Source organism: Mesorhizobium sp. M8A.F.Ca.ET.021.01.1.1 (genome assembly GCF_003998025.1).
In the GTDB taxonomy this organism is placed as follows: domain Bacteria; phylum Pseudomonadota; class Alphaproteobacteria; order Rhizobiales; family Rhizobiaceae; genus Mesorhizobium.
The window spans coordinates 1-16,585 of sequence record NZ_RZSJ01000005.1 but is presented as its reverse complement, the minus strand read 5'-3'; the positions used below and the strand labels follow the sequence as shown (position 1 = coordinate 16,585).

Sequence of the window (16,585 nt, the reverse complement as noted above, 5' to 3'; positions counted from 1 at the left end):
GAACCGCCAGAGGCGGTTCATCAAGGCCGACCGAACAGCGAAAGGCAAAAAATGTTCGCAGTCATTAAAACGGGCGGTAAGCAGTATCGCGTTGCCGCCAACGATCTCCTGAAGATCGAAAAAGTCGAAGCCAATGTCGGCGACATCGTCGAGATCGGCCACGTGCTCGCGCATGGCGAGGGCGAGAATGTCACGTTCGGCGCGCCGTTCGTCGATGGCGCTCTGGTCACCGCCGAAGTCGTCGAGCAGGGCAAGAACCGCACGGTCATCGCTTTCAAGAAGCGCCGCCGCCAGAATTCGCGCCGCAAGATCGGCCATCGCCAGCTTTTGACCACCGTGCGGATCTCCGAGATCCTGCTGGGTGGCGCCAAGCCCGCCAAGAAGGCCGCCGTCAAGGCGGAAGCCAAGGCTGAGGTTGCTGCCGAGGCCGCGCCGAAGGAAGCCAAGGCCAAGAAGGACGCCCCCAAGGAAGAAGCGAAGGCCGAGGCCGTCGCCGCGCCGCTGTTCAAGGCGCCGAAGGGCGAGCCGGACGACCTGACCGTGATCAAGGGCATCGGCCCGGTCGCCGCCAAGGATCTCGCCGAGCAGGGCATCATCACCTTCGCGCAGCTCGCCAAGCTCAGCGACAAGGATGTCGCCAAGATCGACGAGCACATGCCGTTCAGCGCCGACCAGATCAAGGACTGGCGCGAACAGGCCAAGGAACTGGCGAAGAAGTAATTTTTCCGGCGAAACATCAGCCGGATCGGACTTGAAACGGAACGCGAACGCGTTCATAAGGCCTTTTAGGCGCCTTGCGGCGCAACGGAGTTAGTTAGATGGCACACAAGAAAGCTGGCGGCTCGTCGCGCAACGGTCGCGACTCGCATTCCAAGCGTCTGGGCGTGAAGAAGTTCGGCGGCGAAGCCGTCATCCCGGGCAACATCATCATTCGTCAACGCGGCACGACCTGGCATCCCGGCGTCAATGTCGGCATGGGCACGGACCATACGCTTTTCGCGCTCGAAACCGGCGCCGTGACGTTCAACAAAAAAGCCAACGGCCGAACCTACGTATCGGTCAACCCGATTGCCAAAGCCGCGGAGTAGCCGGTTCCGCACTAGAACACCGGCGCCCATCTCGGGAACCGGTGTCTGGCAAAGCCAGGAAAAGGATCAGGGGAGATGGGTTTCCATCTCCCCTTTTTCTTGTGCCTGGAGGACTTTGAAATGGTTGCCGAAGCGGAAGACTCAGAAGACGAAAGTTACGCGATAGATTGTCCGGTTCTGGTTACAGAGCGGCTGGTCATGCGCGCTCCCGAGGAGCGGGATGTCGCCCAACTGGTGGAGCTTGCCGACAACCGTCACGTCGCCGAAATGCTGGCCCGCATGCCGCACCCCTATGGCGAAGCCGAGGGGCGTGCCTTCCTCGCCATGACCAAGGCGCGCCGCGCCGGCATCGCCTATGCGCTGACGCTGGCCGGCACCGACACTTTCGTCGGCTGCGCGGGCTTGAACACCACCGATCGCGGGCTGGAACTCGGCTACTGGATCGGCGAGCCCCACTGGAAGCGCGGCTATGCGACCGAAGCAGCGCACGCGCTGGTCGATCTCGCCTTCCAGAAGACGTCGATCCAGGTGCTGCATGCCTCGACGCGGGTCATCAACCCGGCCTCGCGCCGGGTGATCCACAAGTGCGGCTTCCAGTATGCCGGCCAGGGCATGCTGAACTCGATCGTCGCCGGCCAGGTGCCTGTTGAGCGTTACCGGCTCGACAGGAAGACCTGGACCAGCCTGCGCAACTGGATCCATTTCTAGGCGCGTCGATATTCAGGTCAGGCCGGCCTGCGAATGGCGGCTTCCTGCGCTTCCGGTGCTCGCGTGCTTCAGTACGCTCCGCTCCGGTTCTCGGAAGCCATCATCTTCGGCTCGGCCTGACCTGAATCTCGGTGCGTGGTGCGGAACACGACAAAATCAACTGCGACCAGACTTGATCAACTGCGGACCAGACTTGGCCTCAGCCCAGTTCGACCCAGACCGGGTGGTGGTCGGAACCGGCGGCTTGCCGGTCTACCCAGAGGCGCTTCAGGGATTTGGCAAGCGACGCGCTGGTGAAGACATAGTCGATGCGCTTGTGGCGGCTGGCGTTGGTGGGGTCCTTGGGATCGACCCAGGAGACGAGATCCTCGCCGGCGACATCGAGGCGCACGGCGGCATCGACGGCGAAGTCGGCGGTCAACGGCATGCCGAATTCATGGTCCGGCCGGCCGGCAAGTTCGACATATTCCGGCGAGCCGGCCAGCATGTTGAAATCGCCCATGCCGACAAAGGCTTCAGGATGGGGCAGTTCCGGCAGGCCGATCTCGGCGACGCCGGACAATGCGCCGCCTTCGAGCGCATAGTTCAACAGGCGCTGGCGCAGGAACTGGATCTGGCTGGCGCGCTCGACCGGGCTGCGGTGATCGAGATGGATGGAATAGAAGCGGATGAAACCAAGCGGCGTCTCGATCAGCGCTTCGAGTGCGCCGCGCTGGAAGTTCATCATCTCGAAGCTGCGGCTCCGCGGCAAGAGCAGGTTGCGCGACAGATGAATGGGCGTCCTCGACAAGACCATGTTGCCGAGCTGGAAGGTGGTGGTGATGGCGCGGCCGTTCTCGATGCGCGAGCCGATATTGGCCTCGAAATTGCTGCCATAGACGGCGAAATAATCGGGCAGCGCCTCGCCGATCTCGGCGACCATGTCGCGGCCGCCGTTCCTGGGATTGTTGCGGGTGACCTCCTGCAGCGCGATCACGTCGGCGCCGCGCACGGCATCGGCGATGCGCCCGACATCGTAGCGCCCATCGAGACCGATGCCGTACTGGATGTTGTAGGTTACAAGCTTCATTCCGACATCTCCGGCCGACCCCACACGGCCATTGTCACAAAACGGCCTCGCCCTTGGCCGCGCCTTGGTTTAGAGCAAGGCCCAAGGTTTAGAGCAATGCCGCAAGGCCAATAAAAGAAACTGCGATCCCATGAAATTTCTCGATCAAGCCAAGGTCTATGTCCGCTCCGGCGACGGCGGCGCCGGTTCGGTGTCGTTCCGGCGCGAAAAATTCATCGAATTCGGCGGGCCGGATGGCGGCGACGGCGGCCGCGGCGGCGATGTCTGGCTGGAAGCGGTCGATGGGCTGAACACGCTGATCGACTATCGCTACCAGCAGCACTTCAAGGCCAAGACCGGCGTCCACGGCATGGGCCGCAACATGACCGGCGCCAAGGGTGCCGACGTCACACTGAAAGTGCCGGCCGGAACGCAGGTCTTCGAGGAAGACAACGAGACGCTGATCTGCGACCTGACCGTGGTCGGCCAGCGCTTCCTGCTCGCCAAGGGTGGCAATGGCGGCTTCGGCAATCAGCATTTCAAGACCTCCACCAACCAGGCGCCGCGCCGCGCCAATCCAGGCCTGCCGGGCGAGGAGCTCAACATCTGGCTCAGGCTGAAGCTGATCGCCGATGCCGGCCTGGTCGGGCTGCCCAATGCCGGCAAGTCGACGTTCCTGGCGGCCGTCACCGCGGCCAAGCCGAAGATCGCCGACTATCCGTTCACGACGCTGCATCCGGGCCTCGGCGTCGCGCGCATCGATGCACGCGAATTCGTCATCGCCGATATTCCCGGCCTCATCGAAGGCGCGCATGAAGGCGTCGGCATCGGCGACCGCTTCCTCGGCCATGTCGAGCGCACGCGTGTGCTGCTGCATCTGGTTTCGGCACAGGAGGAAAATCCCGGCAAGGCCTACAAGACCGTGCGCGCCGAACTCGAAGCCTATGGCCACGGCCTGACCGACAAGGCCGAGATCCTGGCGCTTTCCCAGGTCGACACGCTCGACGCCGACGCGCGCAAGAAGAAGGTCGCTTCGCTCAAGCGCGCCGCCGGGCGTACGCCGATGCTGCTGTCCGCCGTCACCGGCGAGGGCGTCGAGGCGGTGCAGCGCGCGCTGATGGCGGTGATCGCCGAAGCCCGCGCGCAAATTGCCGCCCCGGTCGAGACGCGCTGGGAAAAGTAGGGCCATGCAGTCGCTCAGGAAATACCGGCGCATCACCGTCAAGATCGGCTCGGCCCTGCTCGTCGACCGCACCAGCGGCCTGAAGCGCGACTGGCTCGCCTCGCTCGCCGACGATATCGCCGTGCTTGCCAATGGCGGCGCCGAGATCCTCGTCGTGTCGTCGGGCGCCATCGCGCTTGGCCGTACCATTCTGGGCCTCGGCAAGAGGGCGCTGAAGCTCGAGGAAAGCCAGGCAGCGGCGGCCGTCGGCCAGATCGCGCTCGCCGGCGCCTGGTCGGATGCGCTCGGCAAAGGCGCCCTGAAATCGGGCCAGATCCTTTTGACACTCGGCGACACCGAGGAACGCCGCCGCTACCTCAATGCACGCGCGACGATATCGACGCTCTTGAAGATGAAGGCGGTGCCGGTCATCAACGAGAACGACACGGTGGCGACCTCCGAAATCCGCTATGGCGACAATGACCGGCTGGCCGCGCGGGTGGCGACGATGATGGGAGCGGACCTTCTGGTGCTGCTGTCCGACATTGACGGGCTCTACACCGCGCCGCCAGCGCGCGACCCGCAAGCCAAATTCATTCCGTTGGTCGACCGCATCACGCCTGACATCGAGGCGATGGCGGGTGCGGCGGCGTCCGAGCTGTCGCGCGGCGGCATGCGCACAAAGCTCGATGCCGGCAAGATCGCCACGGCCGCCGGCACGGCAATGATCATCACCTCCGGCACCCGGCTGTCGCCGCTGATGGCGATCGAGCGCGGCGAGCGCGCCACCTTCTTCAAGCCGAGCGCAAATCCGGTCAAGGGCTACAAGACCTGGATCGCCGGCCAGCTCGAACCGGCCGGGCGGCTGACCGTCGATGCCGGCGCCATCGGCGCGCTCATTTCGGGCAAGTCGCTGCTGCCGGCCGGCGTGAAACTGGTCAGCGGCAATTTCTCGCGCGGCGATACGGTGGCGATCCTGTCGCCCGAGGGCCGCGAGATCGCGCGCGGGCTGGTTGCCTACGATGCCGCCGATGCCGTAAGGATCGCAGGCCTGAAGACGGCCGAGATCGAAACCGTGCTCGGCTACGAGGCGCGTTCGGCGATGATCCACCGCGATGATCTCGTGGTGAGTCACGCTGGAGGCGACATAAGCGGAGGATGAGCCATGCTGAAGCTGCATGAAAAATCCGGGGACGATACCGTGGCGCTGATGGCCAATATCGGCCGCCGTGCCCGCGCAGCCGCGCGACCGCTGGCCATCGCCACCACCGCCGCCAAGAATGCCGCGCTTGTCGCCATGGCCGAGGCAATCCTCGCCCGGGAACGGGACATTCTCGACGCCAACGCCGTCGACGTCTCGAATGGTGAGGAATCCGGGCTGTCGGCCTCGTTCATGGACCGGCTGAAACTCAATCCGGCGCGCATCCGCGCCATGGCGGATGGCATCCGCGAAATTGCCGAGCTCAAGGATCCGGTTGGCGACGTCATTGCCGCATGGGATCGCCCCAACGGCCTGCACATAGAGCGCGTGCGTACGCCGCTCGGTGTCGTCGGCGTCATCTATGAAAGCCGGCCGAACGTGACGGCGGATGCCGGCGCGCTTTGCCTCAAGGCCGGCAATCCGGTGATCTTGCGCGGCGGCTCGGATTCGCTCAATTCCTCCTCGGCGATCCACGCCTGCCTGGTCGAGGGGCTGAAGGCGGCCGGTCTGCCCGAGGATGCCATCCAGTTGGTGCCGACCACCGACCGCGCCGCGGTCGGCGAAATGCTCAAAGGGCTTGGTGGCAATCTCGACGTCATCATTCCGCGCGGCGGCAAAAGCCTGGTCGGGCGGGTGCAGAGCGAGGCGCGCGTGCCGGTCTTCGCCCACCTCGAAGGCATCTGCCATCTCTACATCGACCGTTCCGCCGAGCTCGACATGGCGGTGCGGATCGCGGTCAACGCCAAGATGCGGCGCACCGGTGTCTGCGGTGCCGCCGAGACGCTGCTGGTCGACCGCGCGGTCGCCACCACCCATCTGGTGCCGATCCTCGATGCCTTGCGCGCCGCCGGCTGTGAAATCCATGCCGATGCCGAAGTGGTGAAACTGTTCTTCGACGCCAAGCCGGCGACCGATGCCGACTGGGTGACGGAATATCTCGACGCCATCATCGCGGTGAAGCTGGTCGACGGCATCAGTGGCGCGATCGACCACATTGAGACCTTTTCGTCGCATCACACCGAGGCGATCGTCGCCGAGGATGGCCAGGCGGTAGAACGGTTCTTCAACGAGATCGATTCGGCGATCCTGCTGCACAACGCCTCGACGCAGTTCGCCGATGGCGGCGAATTCGGCATGGGCGCCGAGATCGGCATCGCCACCGGCAAGATGCATGCGCGCGGGCCGGTCGGCGTCGAACAGCTGACCTCGTTCAAATACCGTGTACGCGGGTCCGGACAGGTGAGACCTTGACGCTGTTCGTCGCCAGAGCCTGAAGCGATGCTGGCTTCTTCCGAACCGGCGGTACCCTCCCACTATCTTCGCATGCCGCACGCCGAAAAGGGCCTCGCGGTGGGTCTGTTCGGCGGCTCGTTCAACCCGCCGCATGCCGGCCATGCGCTGGTTGCCGAAATCGCTTTGCGGCGCCTGGCACTCGATCAGTTGTGGTGGATGGTGACGCCGGGAAATCCGTTGAAGAGCACACGCGAACTGGCGCCGCTGGGCGAGCGCATCGCGTTTTCCGAGAAGATCGCCAAGAACCCGAAGATCAAGGTCACGGCCTTCGAGGCGGCACACAATGTGCGCTACACCGCGGACACGCTGGCTCTGGTCAAGGCGCGCAATCCCGGCGTCGACTTCGTCTGGATCATGGGCGCCGACTCGCTGCGCGATTTCCACCGCTGGCAGCGCTGGCGCGAGATTGTGCTCACCTTTCCGATCGCGGTCATCGACCGTCCGGGCGCCACGCTGTCGTTCCTGTCGTCGGTGGTTGCCAAGACCTTCGATTACGCCCGCATCGACGAGGGCGACGCGCCGCTGCTCGCCCGCATGAAGGCGCCGGCCTGGACCTTCATCCACGGTCCGCGTTCATCGCTGTCGTCGAGCGCGATCCGCGAGATGGCGAAGGGCTGAGCGGCCGGTTCGGATAACGGATTCCTCGGGCCAGCGATGTCGTTTTTGCGGCGGCATCCGCCCAATCAATAGGCGATGCTGATAAGGCATGCTGGAAAAGACCCACCCCACAGTCGATCCCGAGCGGGGCGACACGCCCGCGCCGCTGATCGCGATTGCCAGCGTCATCGTATCGATGGCGCTGATTGCCATCGGCAATGGGCTGATGTTCGCCTACATCCCCGTGCGGCTCGGCGTGGAGGGGTTCGATCCGGTCTGGGCCGGGCTGATCGTCACCGGTCTGTCGGCGGGCGGCCTTGCCGGCTGCATCCTGACCGGGCCGCTGGTGCGCAGGGTCGGCCATGCACGCGCCTTCATGGTGCTGTCGGCGCTGATCGCGCTGTCCAATGCCGCTATCGGCGCCGGACCGCACCCGCTGCTGTGGATCGTGGCGCGCGCGCTTTACGGCTTTGCCATATGCGGCCTGTTCATCGTCGCGCAGAGCTGGCTCAACGACGCGCTGCCGAACGCCATACGCGGCCGGGTGATGGCTGTGTTCTACGTCGCCTATATTGCCGGCCTCGGCGTCGGCTACGCGACGCTTGCCGTCATCGACATCCACACGGCCGCGGCGTCGTTGATCGGCATCACCTTTACCGCCCTGTCGATCCTGCCTGTCGGCATGACGCGGCTTGCCCAGCCGCCGGCGCCGCAGGCGGCTTCGGTGGCGTTGCGCCAGGCCTGGCGGATCTCGCCGGTCGGCGTCGCCGGCATGCTGGCGGTCGGCGGCCTGTCGATGATCATTTCCGGCTTCGCGCCCATCCACGCCACCGCCAAGGGCTACAGCCAGGCTGATGTCGCGCTGCTGCTGTCGGCGATGCCGGTCGGTACGCTGATCCTGCAGATACCGCTCGGCTGGCTTTCGGACCGCACCGACCGGCGTTACGTGCTTGCCGGCGCCGCGGCGCTCGCGGTCGTCGCCAGCGTGCTTGCCATCGCCTTCGACGGCGGTGCGCTGATGGTCCTGTTGGTGATCTACCTGATCTGGGACGGGGCGGCGGAATCGATCTACGCTCTCTCCAGCGCGCATGCCGCCGACCGCGCCAGGAAGGATGAACTGCTCGCGCTGTCGAGTTCGATGCTGTTTGCCTGGTCGCTCGCCGGCTTCATCGTGCCGGGCATCGTCACGGCGCTTTCGGCCGCCTTCGGCACGGCAACCTTCATCTATGTCGGCATCGTCATCGCCTCGGTATTCTGCCTGTTCGTGCTCTGGCGGGTGATCGCGGCGCGGCCCGTTCCGGCGGGCGCCACGGGCAGCTTCGCGCCGATGTCGGCGCAAGCACCGTTGCCGGTGGAACTCGCCTTCGCGCCGGACGAAGAGGTCCGCCACAGGGGCGGCTGATTATTGTTTGCGGGCCTCGGGTGGCGGCGCTTCCGGGGGTGGCAGCGGGATGGAGATGCCTTCGCTGTCGAAGGCCTGCTTGGCGCGTTTCGTCATGTCGATCTGGGTGGCGAAATAGTCCGCCGCCGCGGTCCAGTAGCGCAAGGTGAGCGAAACGGTCGTGTCGCCGAGTGCGGCCACGAAGGCGATCGGCGCCGGTTCGCGGCGGATGCGCTTCTCGGCGCCGGCAATGGCAAGCAATGTCTTCTGCGCCCCATCTATGTCGTTCCAGGAGCCGATGCTGAGCGTGATATCGGTGCGGCGCACGCCGTTGCGGGTGAAATTGCGTACCGGCTGATTCCACAGCGTCGAATTGGGGGCCAGTATGTAGACGCCGTCGGCGGTCCTGAGCTTCGTGGCGAAGAGGCCGATTTCCTCGACCGAACCGGCAATGGCGCCGACCTCGACGGATTCGCCGATGCGGAACGGCCGCAGCGCGAGCAGCATAATGCCGGCCGCGATGTTCTGTAGCGTGCCTTGCAGGGCGAGACCGATGGCCAGGCCGATGGCGCCGATCGCGGCGATGATCGATGCGGTCTGCACGCCGAACTGGCCGAGCACCATGATGACGACAAGGATCAGGATGGCGTAGCGCACGATCTTGGAAAAGAAATGCCGCAGCGTCGCGTCGAACCCGTGGATGTGGCCGAGGCCAGCCGAGATCGAGCGCTCGGCTAGGTTGGCAACGATGTAGCCAACCACCAGGAGGATGACGGCGCCGATGGCTGAGAAGGAATAGGAGACGATCAGCGTACTGAGCTGAGCGAGGCCGGCCTGGACGGTGAGAAGGGTGTTTTGCGGGTCGATCGGCATGGCGGGATTCCGGTTGGTCGGTCAGCCGATAACCGCTGCCGGACGCCTGGGTTCCGATGTTTTTTCGTGTCGCGCGGAACAATATGCCAGTCGGCAAGTTCGCGTCAGTTGGGGCTCCGTCTTGAAACTGCAACGGAACTCTGCCTATCTAAGTGGTGTCACCTGCTTTCAGGGGTGATTTGGTTGTTCTTGCTGCGAAAGGAAATACACTGAGAACAGCACTGCGGAAGAAGGCCGATATCATGCCTTCGCCGGCCAGGATCAGCGTAGACGACGCCGTGTCCCGTGCCATCAAGACAGTCCTTGCCAGTCTGGAAGACTCCAAGGCCGAAAATATTGTCTCAATCGACATTCAGGGGAAATCGAGCCTCGGCGACTATATGGTCGTCGCGTCGGGCCGATCGCACCGTCATGTCTCGGCTGTCGCCGACCATCTCCTCAAGGCGCTCAAGGATGCCGGCCTCGGCACGGCGCGCGTCGAGGGGCTGTCCGGCGCCGACTGGGTCCTGATCGATTCTGGCGATATCATCGTCCATGTCTTCCGTCCCGAAGTCCGCGAATTCTACAATCTCGAAAAGATGTGGCAGGCGCCGGATCTCGAGGAAGAGACCCTCCACTAAGCCGATTTTGTCTGATGCATGTCGTTGCCTAAACCGGTTCCCACTTGGGTGACATGCATTAGCGGCTCATAGAGGCGAGGATGAAGATTTCAGTTCATGCCGTGGGCCGAATGAAAGCCGGCCCCGAGCGGGAGTTGGCCGACCGCTATTTCGAGCGTTTCGCCAAGAGCGGGCCCGCCGTGGGGCTCGAATTCGCCGGGATCACCGAGATCGCCGAGGGCCGCGCGCAGAGCGCCAGCGAGCGCCAGCGCGACGAAGGCTCGCGCCTGCAGGCGCAGCTGCAGCCAGGCACTGCCCTCATCCTGCTCGGCGAGCGAGGCAAGAGCCTGTCCTCCCAGGATTTCGCCAGCCATATCGGACAGTTGCGCGATGGTGGGCGCAAGGCGCTGGTGCTCGCCATTGGCGGCGCCGACGGCCACGATCCGCCGCTGCGTGACCAGGCCGAGCTGGTGATGTCGTTCGGGGCGCTCACCTGGCCGCATCAGCTGGTGCGCGTGATGCTGGGCGAACAACTCTACAGGGTGGCGACCATCCTGTCGGGCCATCCCTATCACAGGTCCTGAAAGCGCCGGGTCGCACCGAATTTAGCCCCAATGCCGCGTAAATTCATCTGGGGGCTGCTTTTGCTTTGCAGGGCGTTTTTGCGAACCCTTTGGGCGACGGGCGCTAACATGGTTGATGATTCGTTAACGAAGCCGCGGATAGGATCGATCGCGAATGTCTGAAGGCTATAAATCGACGACGGGCTCATCGACCGGGGGCTCCTGGAGCGCGCGCTGCGGCATCGCGGCGGCGGTGATGCTGCTGTCGCTCCATGCGGCGCGGGCGGAAAACACGCTCGACATGGCGCCCGATCCGGACCAGAGCCGCGCCGAATACGAGCAGGTTTCCAAGGAAATAACGCTGTCGTCGGAACGGCTGGCCAAGCTCGCCGCCGATATCGCCGCGGTCAAGAAGGACCACGCCTCGATCACCGCCGCGCTGATCCAGTCGGCGATGACCGAACAGAAGCTCGGCCAGGACATCGAGGACATCGGCGCCAAGCTGGAGGGGCTGAAGGGCCAGCAACAGAAGATACGCGCTTCACTGTCGGCGCGGCGCGACGTGCTGGCCGAAGTGCTGGGCGCCCTGCAGCGCATGGGGCTCAATCCGCCGCCGGCGATCCTGGTCAAGCCGGAGGACGCGCTGTCGTCGGTGCGCAGCGCCATCCTGCTCGGCGCCGTGGTGCCGGAACTGCGCCAGCAGACCGATGCGCTGCTGGCCGATCTCAAGGAACAGACCCGGGTGACGGCCTCGATCGAGGCCGAACGGGCGCGGCTGACGGCCGCGGTCGGCGACCAGGCGGCGGAGAAGAGACGTCTTGGCATGCTGCTCGAAGCCAAGCAGAAGCTCGAGGCCGACACGAAGGCGCAGATGGCGGCCGAACAGCAGCGTTCCGAGCAATTGGCGGCCAAGGCCAGCAGCCTGAAGGATCTGATCGCCTCGCTCGAAGCGCAGGCGGACAAGAACCGCAAGGCCGCGGATGCGGCGAAGGCAGCCGCCGCGAGCCAGGCCGGCGGTACCGAGCCCGGAGGCGACCAGACGGCATCGTTGCCGGTTCCCGAGGGCAACCGGTTGACGGCGGCAGCGCCTTTCTCGGCGCTGCAGGGACAGATCGCCCTGCCGGTCACAGGCCGCATCAAACGCCGGTTCGGCGCCGACGACGGTAACGGCGCCTTGATGCTTGGGGACATGGTTGCGACACAATCGGGAGCCATCGTTACCGCGCCGGCGGATGGGAATGTGCTTTATGCGGGGCCGTTTCGCTCCTATGGTCAACTCTTGATCCTCAATGCCGGCGACGGTTATCATGTCGTCTTGGCTGGGATGAGCAGAATCAGCGTCGCGACTGGCCAGTCAGTGCTCGCAGGAGAGCCGGTCGGCGCGATGGGAGAAGCCCGGGTGGCAAGCACCTCGGTTTCGAAGAATGGAAATGCCACGCCGGAACTCTATGTCGAGTTCCGCAAGGATGGAAAACCCGTCGATCCGGCCCCATGGTGGGCGGACCGTTTTTCTGGAAGGACGTGAAATGATGCGGAAACTGTCGCTTCTGTTTGCCGGTGCGCTGATGGGCGCGTCCGCCATGAGCCTTGTCTATGGCGCACCCGGCTCGGCGGCGAACGCTGCGGGGTCGGAGACCTACAAGCAACTGGCGATCTTCGGCGACATCTTCGAGCGGGTGCGGGCGCAGTATGTGACCCCGCCCGACGACAAGTCGCTGGTCGAGAACGCCATCAACGGCATGCTTTCCTCGCTCGATCCGCACTCCTCCTACATGAACGCCGAACAGGCGCAGGACATGCGCGTGCAGACCAAGGGTGAATTTGGCGGCCTCGGCATCGAGGTCACCATGGAGAACGACCTGGTCAAGGTGATCACGCCGATCGACGACACGCCGGCCGCCAAGGCGGGCGTGCTGGCCGGCGACTATATCGCCAAGATCGACGGCGAGGAGGTTCGCGGCCTGACGCTCAACGACGCGGTCGACAAGATGCGCGGCCTGGTCAATACGCCGATCAAGCTGACCATCCTGCGCCAGGGCGCCGACAAGCCGATCGAACTGACGGTCGTGCGCGACATCATCAAGGTCAAGGCGGTCAAGTTCCGGGTCGAGAACGACATCGGCTACATGAAGATCACCTCCTTCACCGAAAAGACCTATGACGACCTCGAGAACGCCATCGACACCATCAAGAAGCAGGTGCCGGACGACAAGTTGAAGGGCTATGTGCTCGACCTGCGCCTCAACCCGGGTGGCCTGCTCGACCAGGCGGTGAGCGTGTCGGATGCCTTCCTCAAGCGCGGCGAGATCGTCTCGACGCGCGGCCGCGATCCCAAGGACGTCACCCGCTTCGACGCCAAGCCCAAGCAGACCGACGACATCAACGGCAAGCCGATGATCGTGCTCGTCAATGGTGGCTCGGCCAGCGCTTCGGAGATCGTCGCGGGCGCGCTGCAGGATCTGCGCCGCGTCACGGTGGTCGGTACGCAGTCCTTCGGCAAGGGCTCGGTGCAGACCATCATCCCGCTCGGCGAGAATGGCGCGCTCAGGCTGACGACGGCGCTCTATTACACGCCGTCGGGCAAGTCGATCCAGGGCAAGGGCATCACGCCCGACATCAAGGTCGACCAGCCGTTGCCGCCGGAACTGCAGGGCAGGGACCTGACGCGTGGCGAGTCCGATCTCAAGGGTCATATCAAGGGCGCCGACGAGAGCAAGACCGGCTCCGGCTCCGCAGCCTATGTGCCGCCGGATCCGAAGGACGACCTGCAGCTCATCTATGCCGAGCAGCTGCTGCGCGGCCAGAAGACCGATCCGGCCTTCCCGCCCAATCCGGAAAAGGCCGTGCTCAACCAGTAAGGCGGGCAACCGGTCTGGCCGGTTGAACGAAGCAATGCGATGCTGCCGGGACCGTGAGGTTCCGGCAGTTTGATTCGGGGCAGGACCAGGCCTCCAGGGACGGCGCCAAGGGGGGCGCCAGGATTGATGAATTCGTGCATGTCTTCCCGAAGGAGGTCGCCTTCGGACCGTGCACCGGGGACAGGGCTTGGCTGATATCGGCAAGGACATCGAACGCCCGCTTGGACAGACGGTCCGGGCGCCGCGTGCCGCCGGCAAGATCAGCGTAGGCGTGATCGCGGCGAGCGCGGTCGTGCTGGCCGTGGTCGGAGTCTCGGCCGCGATCGCGCTCAGGGAAAAGCCGTTTCGAAAACCGCAGGAAGTCGCCGTTTCGACGCCGAAAGTGACCGCGGCGGCGGAGCCCGCCGTGTCGCCTCCCGCATTGGCCCCGGCAGCGACGCCAAAGGTGGAGACGCCGGCGAAGGACTTGTCGACCAAGAGCGGCGGTCCGCAGATCATCCATGTGCAGACGGAAGAAGGCGATGGCCCTCCCAAGGCGGCAATCGTCATTCGCGATCCGTCGACAGTCGGCCAGAACCTCAAGATCGCGCATATTCCCGACAGGGCGCTGATCGAAACCAGTGAAACCGGGCCTTTGCCGATGCGCTCCGCCGATGGCCGGCGGCCGTTCGACGTCTATGCGCGGCCATGGTCCGGCACGCGTGGCGCACGTGTTGCGATCGTCATTGGCGGCCTCGCTGTTTCACAGACCGGCACCCAGGCGGCGATCGCCAAACTGCCGGCGGAAGTGACGCTGGCCTTCGCGCCGCAGGGCAACAGCATCGGCCGCTGGATGCAGGCCGCGAGGCAGAGCGGCCATGAGATCGTCATGCAGGTGCCGCTCGAACCGTTCGACTATCCCAACGTCAACCCCGGCCGCAACACGCTGACGGTGGCGGCGACCCCCGACGAGAATCTCAGGAATCTGCACTGGGCGCTGTCGCGGACGACGAACTATACCGGCGTCATGAACTATATGGGCGCGCGTTTTTCCTCCGACGCGGCGGCGATGCAGCCGTTCATGGCCGAGCTCGGCAAAAGGGGCCTCGCCTATATCGACGACGGCTCGTCGGCGCGCAGCCTGGCTCCGGACATGGCGTTGAAGGATGGCGTGCCCTTCGTCGCCGGCGACACGGCGATCGACGCGGTGCAGGATCGCGGCGCCATCCTGAAGAAGCTCGACAGTCTCGAAGCGACCGCGCGTGCCAAGGGTACCGCTGTCGGTATCGGCTCGGCCTTCGACCTGACGGTTGACACCGTCACCGCCTGGATCGCTGAAGCGAAGAAGCGCGGCATCGAGATCGTGCCGGTTTCAGCGGTGGCCGTCGATCCGCAAAAAGGATAGACGATGTGGACAATCAGCTTGTGACGATTTCAGCGATGGCGAGAGAAGAGCTTTCTCTGTGCTTCGTTGAGCGCGCTATCCCAATCGACCTCGCGCTTAGATCGCGGGATTTGCCGATGTTCATTGTTGTAGAATAGTGTCCCATGGATTCCGAGCGCATCGCGCTTAAGGATAGGGCGGATCCAAAGCGGAGCTAGCACGCGGCCAGCCTCCTCTTCGCCTAGCCGTTCGAAGAGGTCTTCGGCCAATTCCATATCTCGCCCGTCGGGAAAGATGGCGGCGAACTCCTCCTCGGTTGCCTGGAATATGCTGAAGGTAGCGTTCAGAGCGCCGTCGATGATTTGGATATTTTTCATAAGATGTATTTTCGCATTCGACCGCAACAGCGGCAACTGGCCGGGTGACAGCCAACTCGAACGCGGCGCAGTTTCCGCGCTTCCGGTGTAAGCCCAGTTTGGGTAGGCTCCGTTCTCGATCCGCCCAGTCGCACCGCGTCGTCGGAGCGATTCTCAAAACAGCTGGAAACTGACTAATGTCCAAAAAGACGATCGACCGCGAAACGCTGCCCTATCGGCCCTGTGTCGGGCTGATGATCCTCAATGGCGATGGCCTGGTCTGGGTCGGGCATCGCATTGCCGAACCCGACAGCGAATTCGCCGGCACGACGCAGCTCTGGCAGATGCCGCAGGGCGGCATCGACAAGGGCGAGGAGCCGCTGCAGGCGGCGGAGCGGGAGCTCTATGAGGAGACCGGCATGCGCAGGGTCTCGCTGCTGGCCGAAGCGCCGGACTGGATCAACTACGATCTGCCTGATCATCTCGTCGGCATCGCCTTCAAGGGCAGGTATCGCGGCCAGGCGCAGAAATGGTTTGCGTTCCGCTTCCACGGCGATACCAGCGAAATCCAGATCAACCCGCCGCCGGGCGGCCACACCGCCGAATTCGACAAATGGTCGTGGCGGCCGATGCAGGATCTTCCCGACCTGATCGTGCCGTTCAAGCGCAAGGTCTATGAAGATGTGGTGGCGGCGTTCCGGCACCTGGTGCCGTAGCTGGACGAGTTGCGACCGGGTTCGAAGGACCTTGGTTGCCGTGCCGGCGCGTCGGTCCTATTGATGTTAATCCGCTACAAGGAGGGTCGCCATGAACGACACCCCCGCAAGGTCGCTGCCCCATGACGTCGCCGCCGTAAGCCAAGCGGCTGCCGGGGCGATCTTGACCATCGATCTCGGTGCGATCCGCGAAAACTACCGGCGGCTGAAGGCAAGGCTGGGCGGCGCACGCTGCGCCGGCGTGGTCAAAGCCAACGGCTACGGTCTCGGCGCGAGCCAAGTGGCATCGGCGCTGATGAAGGAAGGCTGCGGCATCTTCTTCGTCGCGCTGCTGGCCGAAGGCATCGCGCTGCGCAAGGCGATCGGGGCCGGACCTGAGATCTACGTGCTGAACGGATTGCCGCCAGGCTCCGAGCCGGAGGCGGTCGCGTCGGATCTGTGCGCGGTCGTCAACAGTGGCGCGCAGTTGAAAGCCTGGCGCGCGGCGGCGCATCGCGTTGGCCGAAAACTTCCAGCCGCCATCCAGGTCGACAGCGGCATGTCGCGGCTTGGCATGGCGCCGGCCGAAGTCGAGGCGATGGCCGGTGATGCCGCCGCGTTCGACGGCATCGCCGTCAGATATGTGATGAGCCATCTGGCATGCGCGGACGAGCCGCGCCATCCCGCCAATGAACAGCAGCGGCTGGCCTTCGAGCGGTTGCGCGCCAGGCTGCCCGAGGCACCCGCTTCGCTCGCCAATTCCTCCGGCATTTTTCTCGGGCCGTCGTACCATTATGATC

The 16,585-nt window shown here is 64.5% G+C and carries 18 protein-coding genes; 15 read left to right on the top strand and 3 right to left on the bottom strand.

All coding sequences use genetic code 11. From position 1 onward, the window contains the following. Positions 1-51: 51 nt before the first annotated feature. The 3 genes from EOA36_RS01680 (at position 52) to EOA36_RS01670 (ending at position 1,796) form a co-directional block, all read left to right on the top strand. On the top strand, positions 52-720 hold the full coding sequence (locus tag EOA36_RS01680) for a 50S ribosomal protein L21 (protein WP_127275341.1): 669 nt from the start codon (positions 52-54) through the stop codon (positions 718-720). Positions 721-818: 98 nt separating this feature from the next. Further along, complete coding sequence (rpmA, locus tag EOA36_RS01675; protein ID WP_013529063.1) at positions 819-1,088, top strand: 50S ribosomal protein L27; 270 nt, start codon at positions 819-821, stop codon at positions 1,086-1,088. A 120-nt stretch (positions 1,089-1,208) separates the two neighbouring features. After that, a complete protein-coding gene (locus EOA36_RS01670) occupies positions 1,209-1,796 on the top strand; it encodes a GNAT family protein (protein ID WP_189553073.1) in 588 nt (195 codons plus the stop codon). Positions 1,797-1,995: 199 nt separating this feature from the next. Here the strand turns inward: EOA36_RS01670 and EOA36_RS01665 are convergent, their stop codons facing one another. Then, a complete protein-coding gene (locus tag EOA36_RS01665; protein WP_127275339.1) occupies positions 1,996-2,865 on the bottom strand; it encodes an endonuclease/exonuclease/phosphatase family protein in 870 nt (289 codons plus the stop codon). Positions 2,866-2,995: 130 nt separating this feature from the next. On the opposite strand from EOA36_RS01665, the gene obgE reads away from it, so the two are divergent. From obgE to EOA36_RS01640, 5 genes are all read left to right on the top strand, one after another. Continuing rightward, entirely contained in the window at positions 2,996-4,027 is a 1,032-nt protein-coding gene (obgE, locus tag EOA36_RS01660) for a GTPase ObgE (protein ID WP_127275338.1), read from the top strand. Between the two features lie 4 nt (positions 4,028-4,031). Beyond that, positions 4,032-5,168 (top strand): glutamate 5-kinase, encoded by a 1,137-nt coding sequence (gene proB, locus EOA36_RS01655; RefSeq protein ID WP_127275337.1) that lies wholly within the window; start codon positions 4,032-4,034, stop codon positions 5,166-5,168. A gap of 3 nt (positions 5,169-5,171) precedes the next feature. Then, positions 5,172-6,458: a glutamate-5-semialdehyde dehydrogenase gene (locus EOA36_RS01650; RefSeq protein ID WP_127275336.1), complete on the top strand. Its 1,287-nt coding sequence runs from the start codon at positions 5,172-5,174 to the stop codon at positions 6,456-6,458. Between the two features lie 27 nt (positions 6,459-6,485). Next, positions 6,486-7,118 carry a nicotinate-nucleotide adenylyltransferase gene (locus EOA36_RS01645; protein WP_245464225.1) on the top strand — a complete coding sequence of 211 codons (633 nt, stop codon included), beginning with the start codon at positions 6,486-6,488 and terminating at the stop codon, positions 7,116-7,118. A gap of 88 nt (positions 7,119-7,206) precedes the next feature. Beyond that, positions 7,207-8,499, top strand: coding sequence for an MFS transporter (locus EOA36_RS01640; protein ID WP_127275335.1), 1,293 nt, complete (start codon positions 7,207-7,209; stop codon positions 8,497-8,499). Here EOA36_RS01640 and EOA36_RS01635 read toward each other — a convergent pair whose 3' ends face one another. Further along, on the bottom strand, positions 8,500-9,351 hold the full coding sequence (locus tag EOA36_RS01635; RefSeq protein ID WP_127275334.1) for a mechanosensitive ion channel domain-containing protein: 852 nt from the start codon (positions 9,349-9,351) through the stop codon (positions 8,500-8,502). A 242-nt stretch (positions 9,352-9,593) separates the two neighbouring features. Between EOA36_RS01635 and rsfS the strand changes: the two genes are divergently transcribed. The 5 genes from rsfS (at position 9,594) to EOA36_RS01610 (ending at position 14,755) form a co-directional block, all read left to right on the top strand. Continuing rightward, positions 9,594-9,971 (top strand): ribosome silencing factor, encoded by a 378-nt coding sequence (gene rsfS / locus EOA36_RS01630; RefSeq protein ID WP_023777607.1) that lies wholly within the window; start codon positions 9,594-9,596, stop codon positions 9,969-9,971. 80 nt (positions 9,972-10,051) lie between these two features. Beyond that, positions 10,052-10,534 carry a 23S rRNA (pseudouridine(1915)-N(3))-methyltransferase RlmH gene (rlmH, locus tag EOA36_RS01625; RefSeq protein WP_127275333.1) on the top strand — a complete coding sequence of 161 codons (483 nt, stop codon included), beginning with the start codon at positions 10,052-10,054 and terminating at the stop codon, positions 10,532-10,534. A 154-nt stretch (positions 10,535-10,688) separates the two neighbouring features. Next, the gene (locus EOA36_RS01620; protein ID WP_127275332.1) at positions 10,689-12,038 is read left to right on the top strand and encodes a murein hydrolase activator EnvC; all 1,350 of its coding nucleotides are present in this window, start codon (positions 10,689-10,691) and stop codon (positions 12,036-12,038) included. Between the two features lies 1 nt (position 12,039). Continuing rightward, positions 12,040-13,371: a S41 family peptidase gene (locus EOA36_RS01615; protein WP_167531416.1), complete on the top strand. Its 1,332-nt coding sequence runs from the start codon at positions 12,040-12,042 to the stop codon at positions 13,369-13,371. A 187-nt stretch (positions 13,372-13,558) separates the two neighbouring features. Next, entirely contained in the window at positions 13,559-14,755 is a 1,197-nt protein-coding gene (locus tag EOA36_RS01610; RefSeq protein ID WP_127275331.1) for a divergent polysaccharide deacetylase family protein, read from the top strand. A 29-nt stretch (positions 14,756-14,784) separates the two neighbouring features. Here the strand turns inward: EOA36_RS01610 and EOA36_RS01605 are convergent, their stop codons facing one another. Continuing rightward, positions 14,785-15,111, bottom strand: a complete 327-nt coding sequence (locus EOA36_RS01605) for a hypothetical protein (protein WP_127275330.1) — start codon at positions 15,109-15,111, stop codon at positions 14,785-14,787. 176 nt (positions 15,112-15,287) lie between these two features. Here EOA36_RS01605 and EOA36_RS01600 point away from each other — a divergent pair, with 176 nt between their 5' ends. Together EOA36_RS01600 and EOA36_RS01595 are read left to right on the top strand one after the other, a co-directional pair. Then, positions 15,288-15,806 (top strand): RNA pyrophosphohydrolase, encoded by a 519-nt coding sequence (locus tag EOA36_RS01600; RefSeq protein ID WP_127275329.1) that lies wholly within the window; start codon positions 15,288-15,290, stop codon positions 15,804-15,806. A 91-nt stretch (positions 15,807-15,897) separates the two neighbouring features. After that, on the top strand, positions 15,898-16,585 hold a 688-nt coding region (locus EOA36_RS01595; RefSeq protein WP_189553071.1), incomplete at its 3' end, for an alanine racemase.

Excerpts from the sequence above, each read along its gene's own strand:
- EOA36_RS01680 (WP_127275341.1), top strand. The coding sequence starts at position 52 with ATGTTCGCAGTCATTAAAACGGGCGGTAAGCAGTATCGCGTTGCCGCC.
- rpmA (WP_013529063.1), top strand. The coding sequence starts at position 819 with ATGGCACACAAGAAAGCTGGCGGCTCGTCGCGCAACGGTCGCGACTCG.
- EOA36_RS01670 (WP_189553073.1), top strand. The coding sequence starts at position 1,209 with ATGGTTGCCGAAGCGGAAGACTCAGAAGACGAAAGTTACGCGATAGAT.
- EOA36_RS01665 (WP_127275339.1), bottom strand. The coding sequence starts at position 2,865 with ATGAAGCTTGTAACCTACAACATCCAGTACGGCATCGGTCTCGATGGG.
- obgE (WP_127275338.1), top strand. The coding sequence starts at position 2,996 with ATGAAATTTCTCGATCAAGCCAAGGTCTATGTCCGCTCCGGCGACGGC.
- proB (WP_127275337.1), top strand. The coding sequence starts at position 4,032 with ATGCAGTCGCTCAGGAAATACCGGCGCATCACCGTCAAGATCGGCTCG.
- EOA36_RS01650 (WP_127275336.1), top strand. The coding sequence starts at position 5,172 with ATGCTGAAGCTGCATGAAAAATCCGGGGACGATACCGTGGCGCTGATG.
- EOA36_RS01645 (WP_245464225.1), top strand. The coding sequence starts at position 6,486 with ATGCTGGCTTCTTCCGAACCGGCGGTACCCTCCCACTATCTTCGCATG.
- EOA36_RS01640 (WP_127275335.1), top strand. The coding sequence starts at position 7,207 with ATGCTGGAAAAGACCCACCCCACAGTCGATCCCGAGCGGGGCGACACG.
- EOA36_RS01635 (WP_127275334.1), bottom strand. The coding sequence starts at position 9,351 with ATGCCGATCGACCCGCAAAACACCCTTCTCACCGTCCAGGCCGGCCTC.
- rsfS (WP_023777607.1), top strand. The coding sequence starts at position 9,594 with ATGCCTTCGCCGGCCAGGATCAGCGTAGACGACGCCGTGTCCCGTGCC.
- rlmH (WP_127275333.1), top strand. The coding sequence starts at position 10,052 with ATGAAGATTTCAGTTCATGCCGTGGGCCGAATGAAAGCCGGCCCCGAG.
- EOA36_RS01620 (WP_127275332.1), top strand. The coding sequence starts at position 10,689 with ATGTCTGAAGGCTATAAATCGACGACGGGCTCATCGACCGGGGGCTCC.
- EOA36_RS01615 (WP_167531416.1), top strand. The coding sequence starts at position 12,040 with ATGATGCGGAAACTGTCGCTTCTGTTTGCCGGTGCGCTGATGGGCGCG.
- EOA36_RS01605 (WP_127275330.1), bottom strand. The coding sequence starts at position 15,111 with ATGAAAAATATCCAAATCATCGACGGCGCTCTGAACGCTACCTTCAGC.
- EOA36_RS01600 (WP_127275329.1), top strand. The coding sequence starts at position 15,288 with ATGTCCAAAAAGACGATCGACCGCGAAACGCTGCCCTATCGGCCCTGT.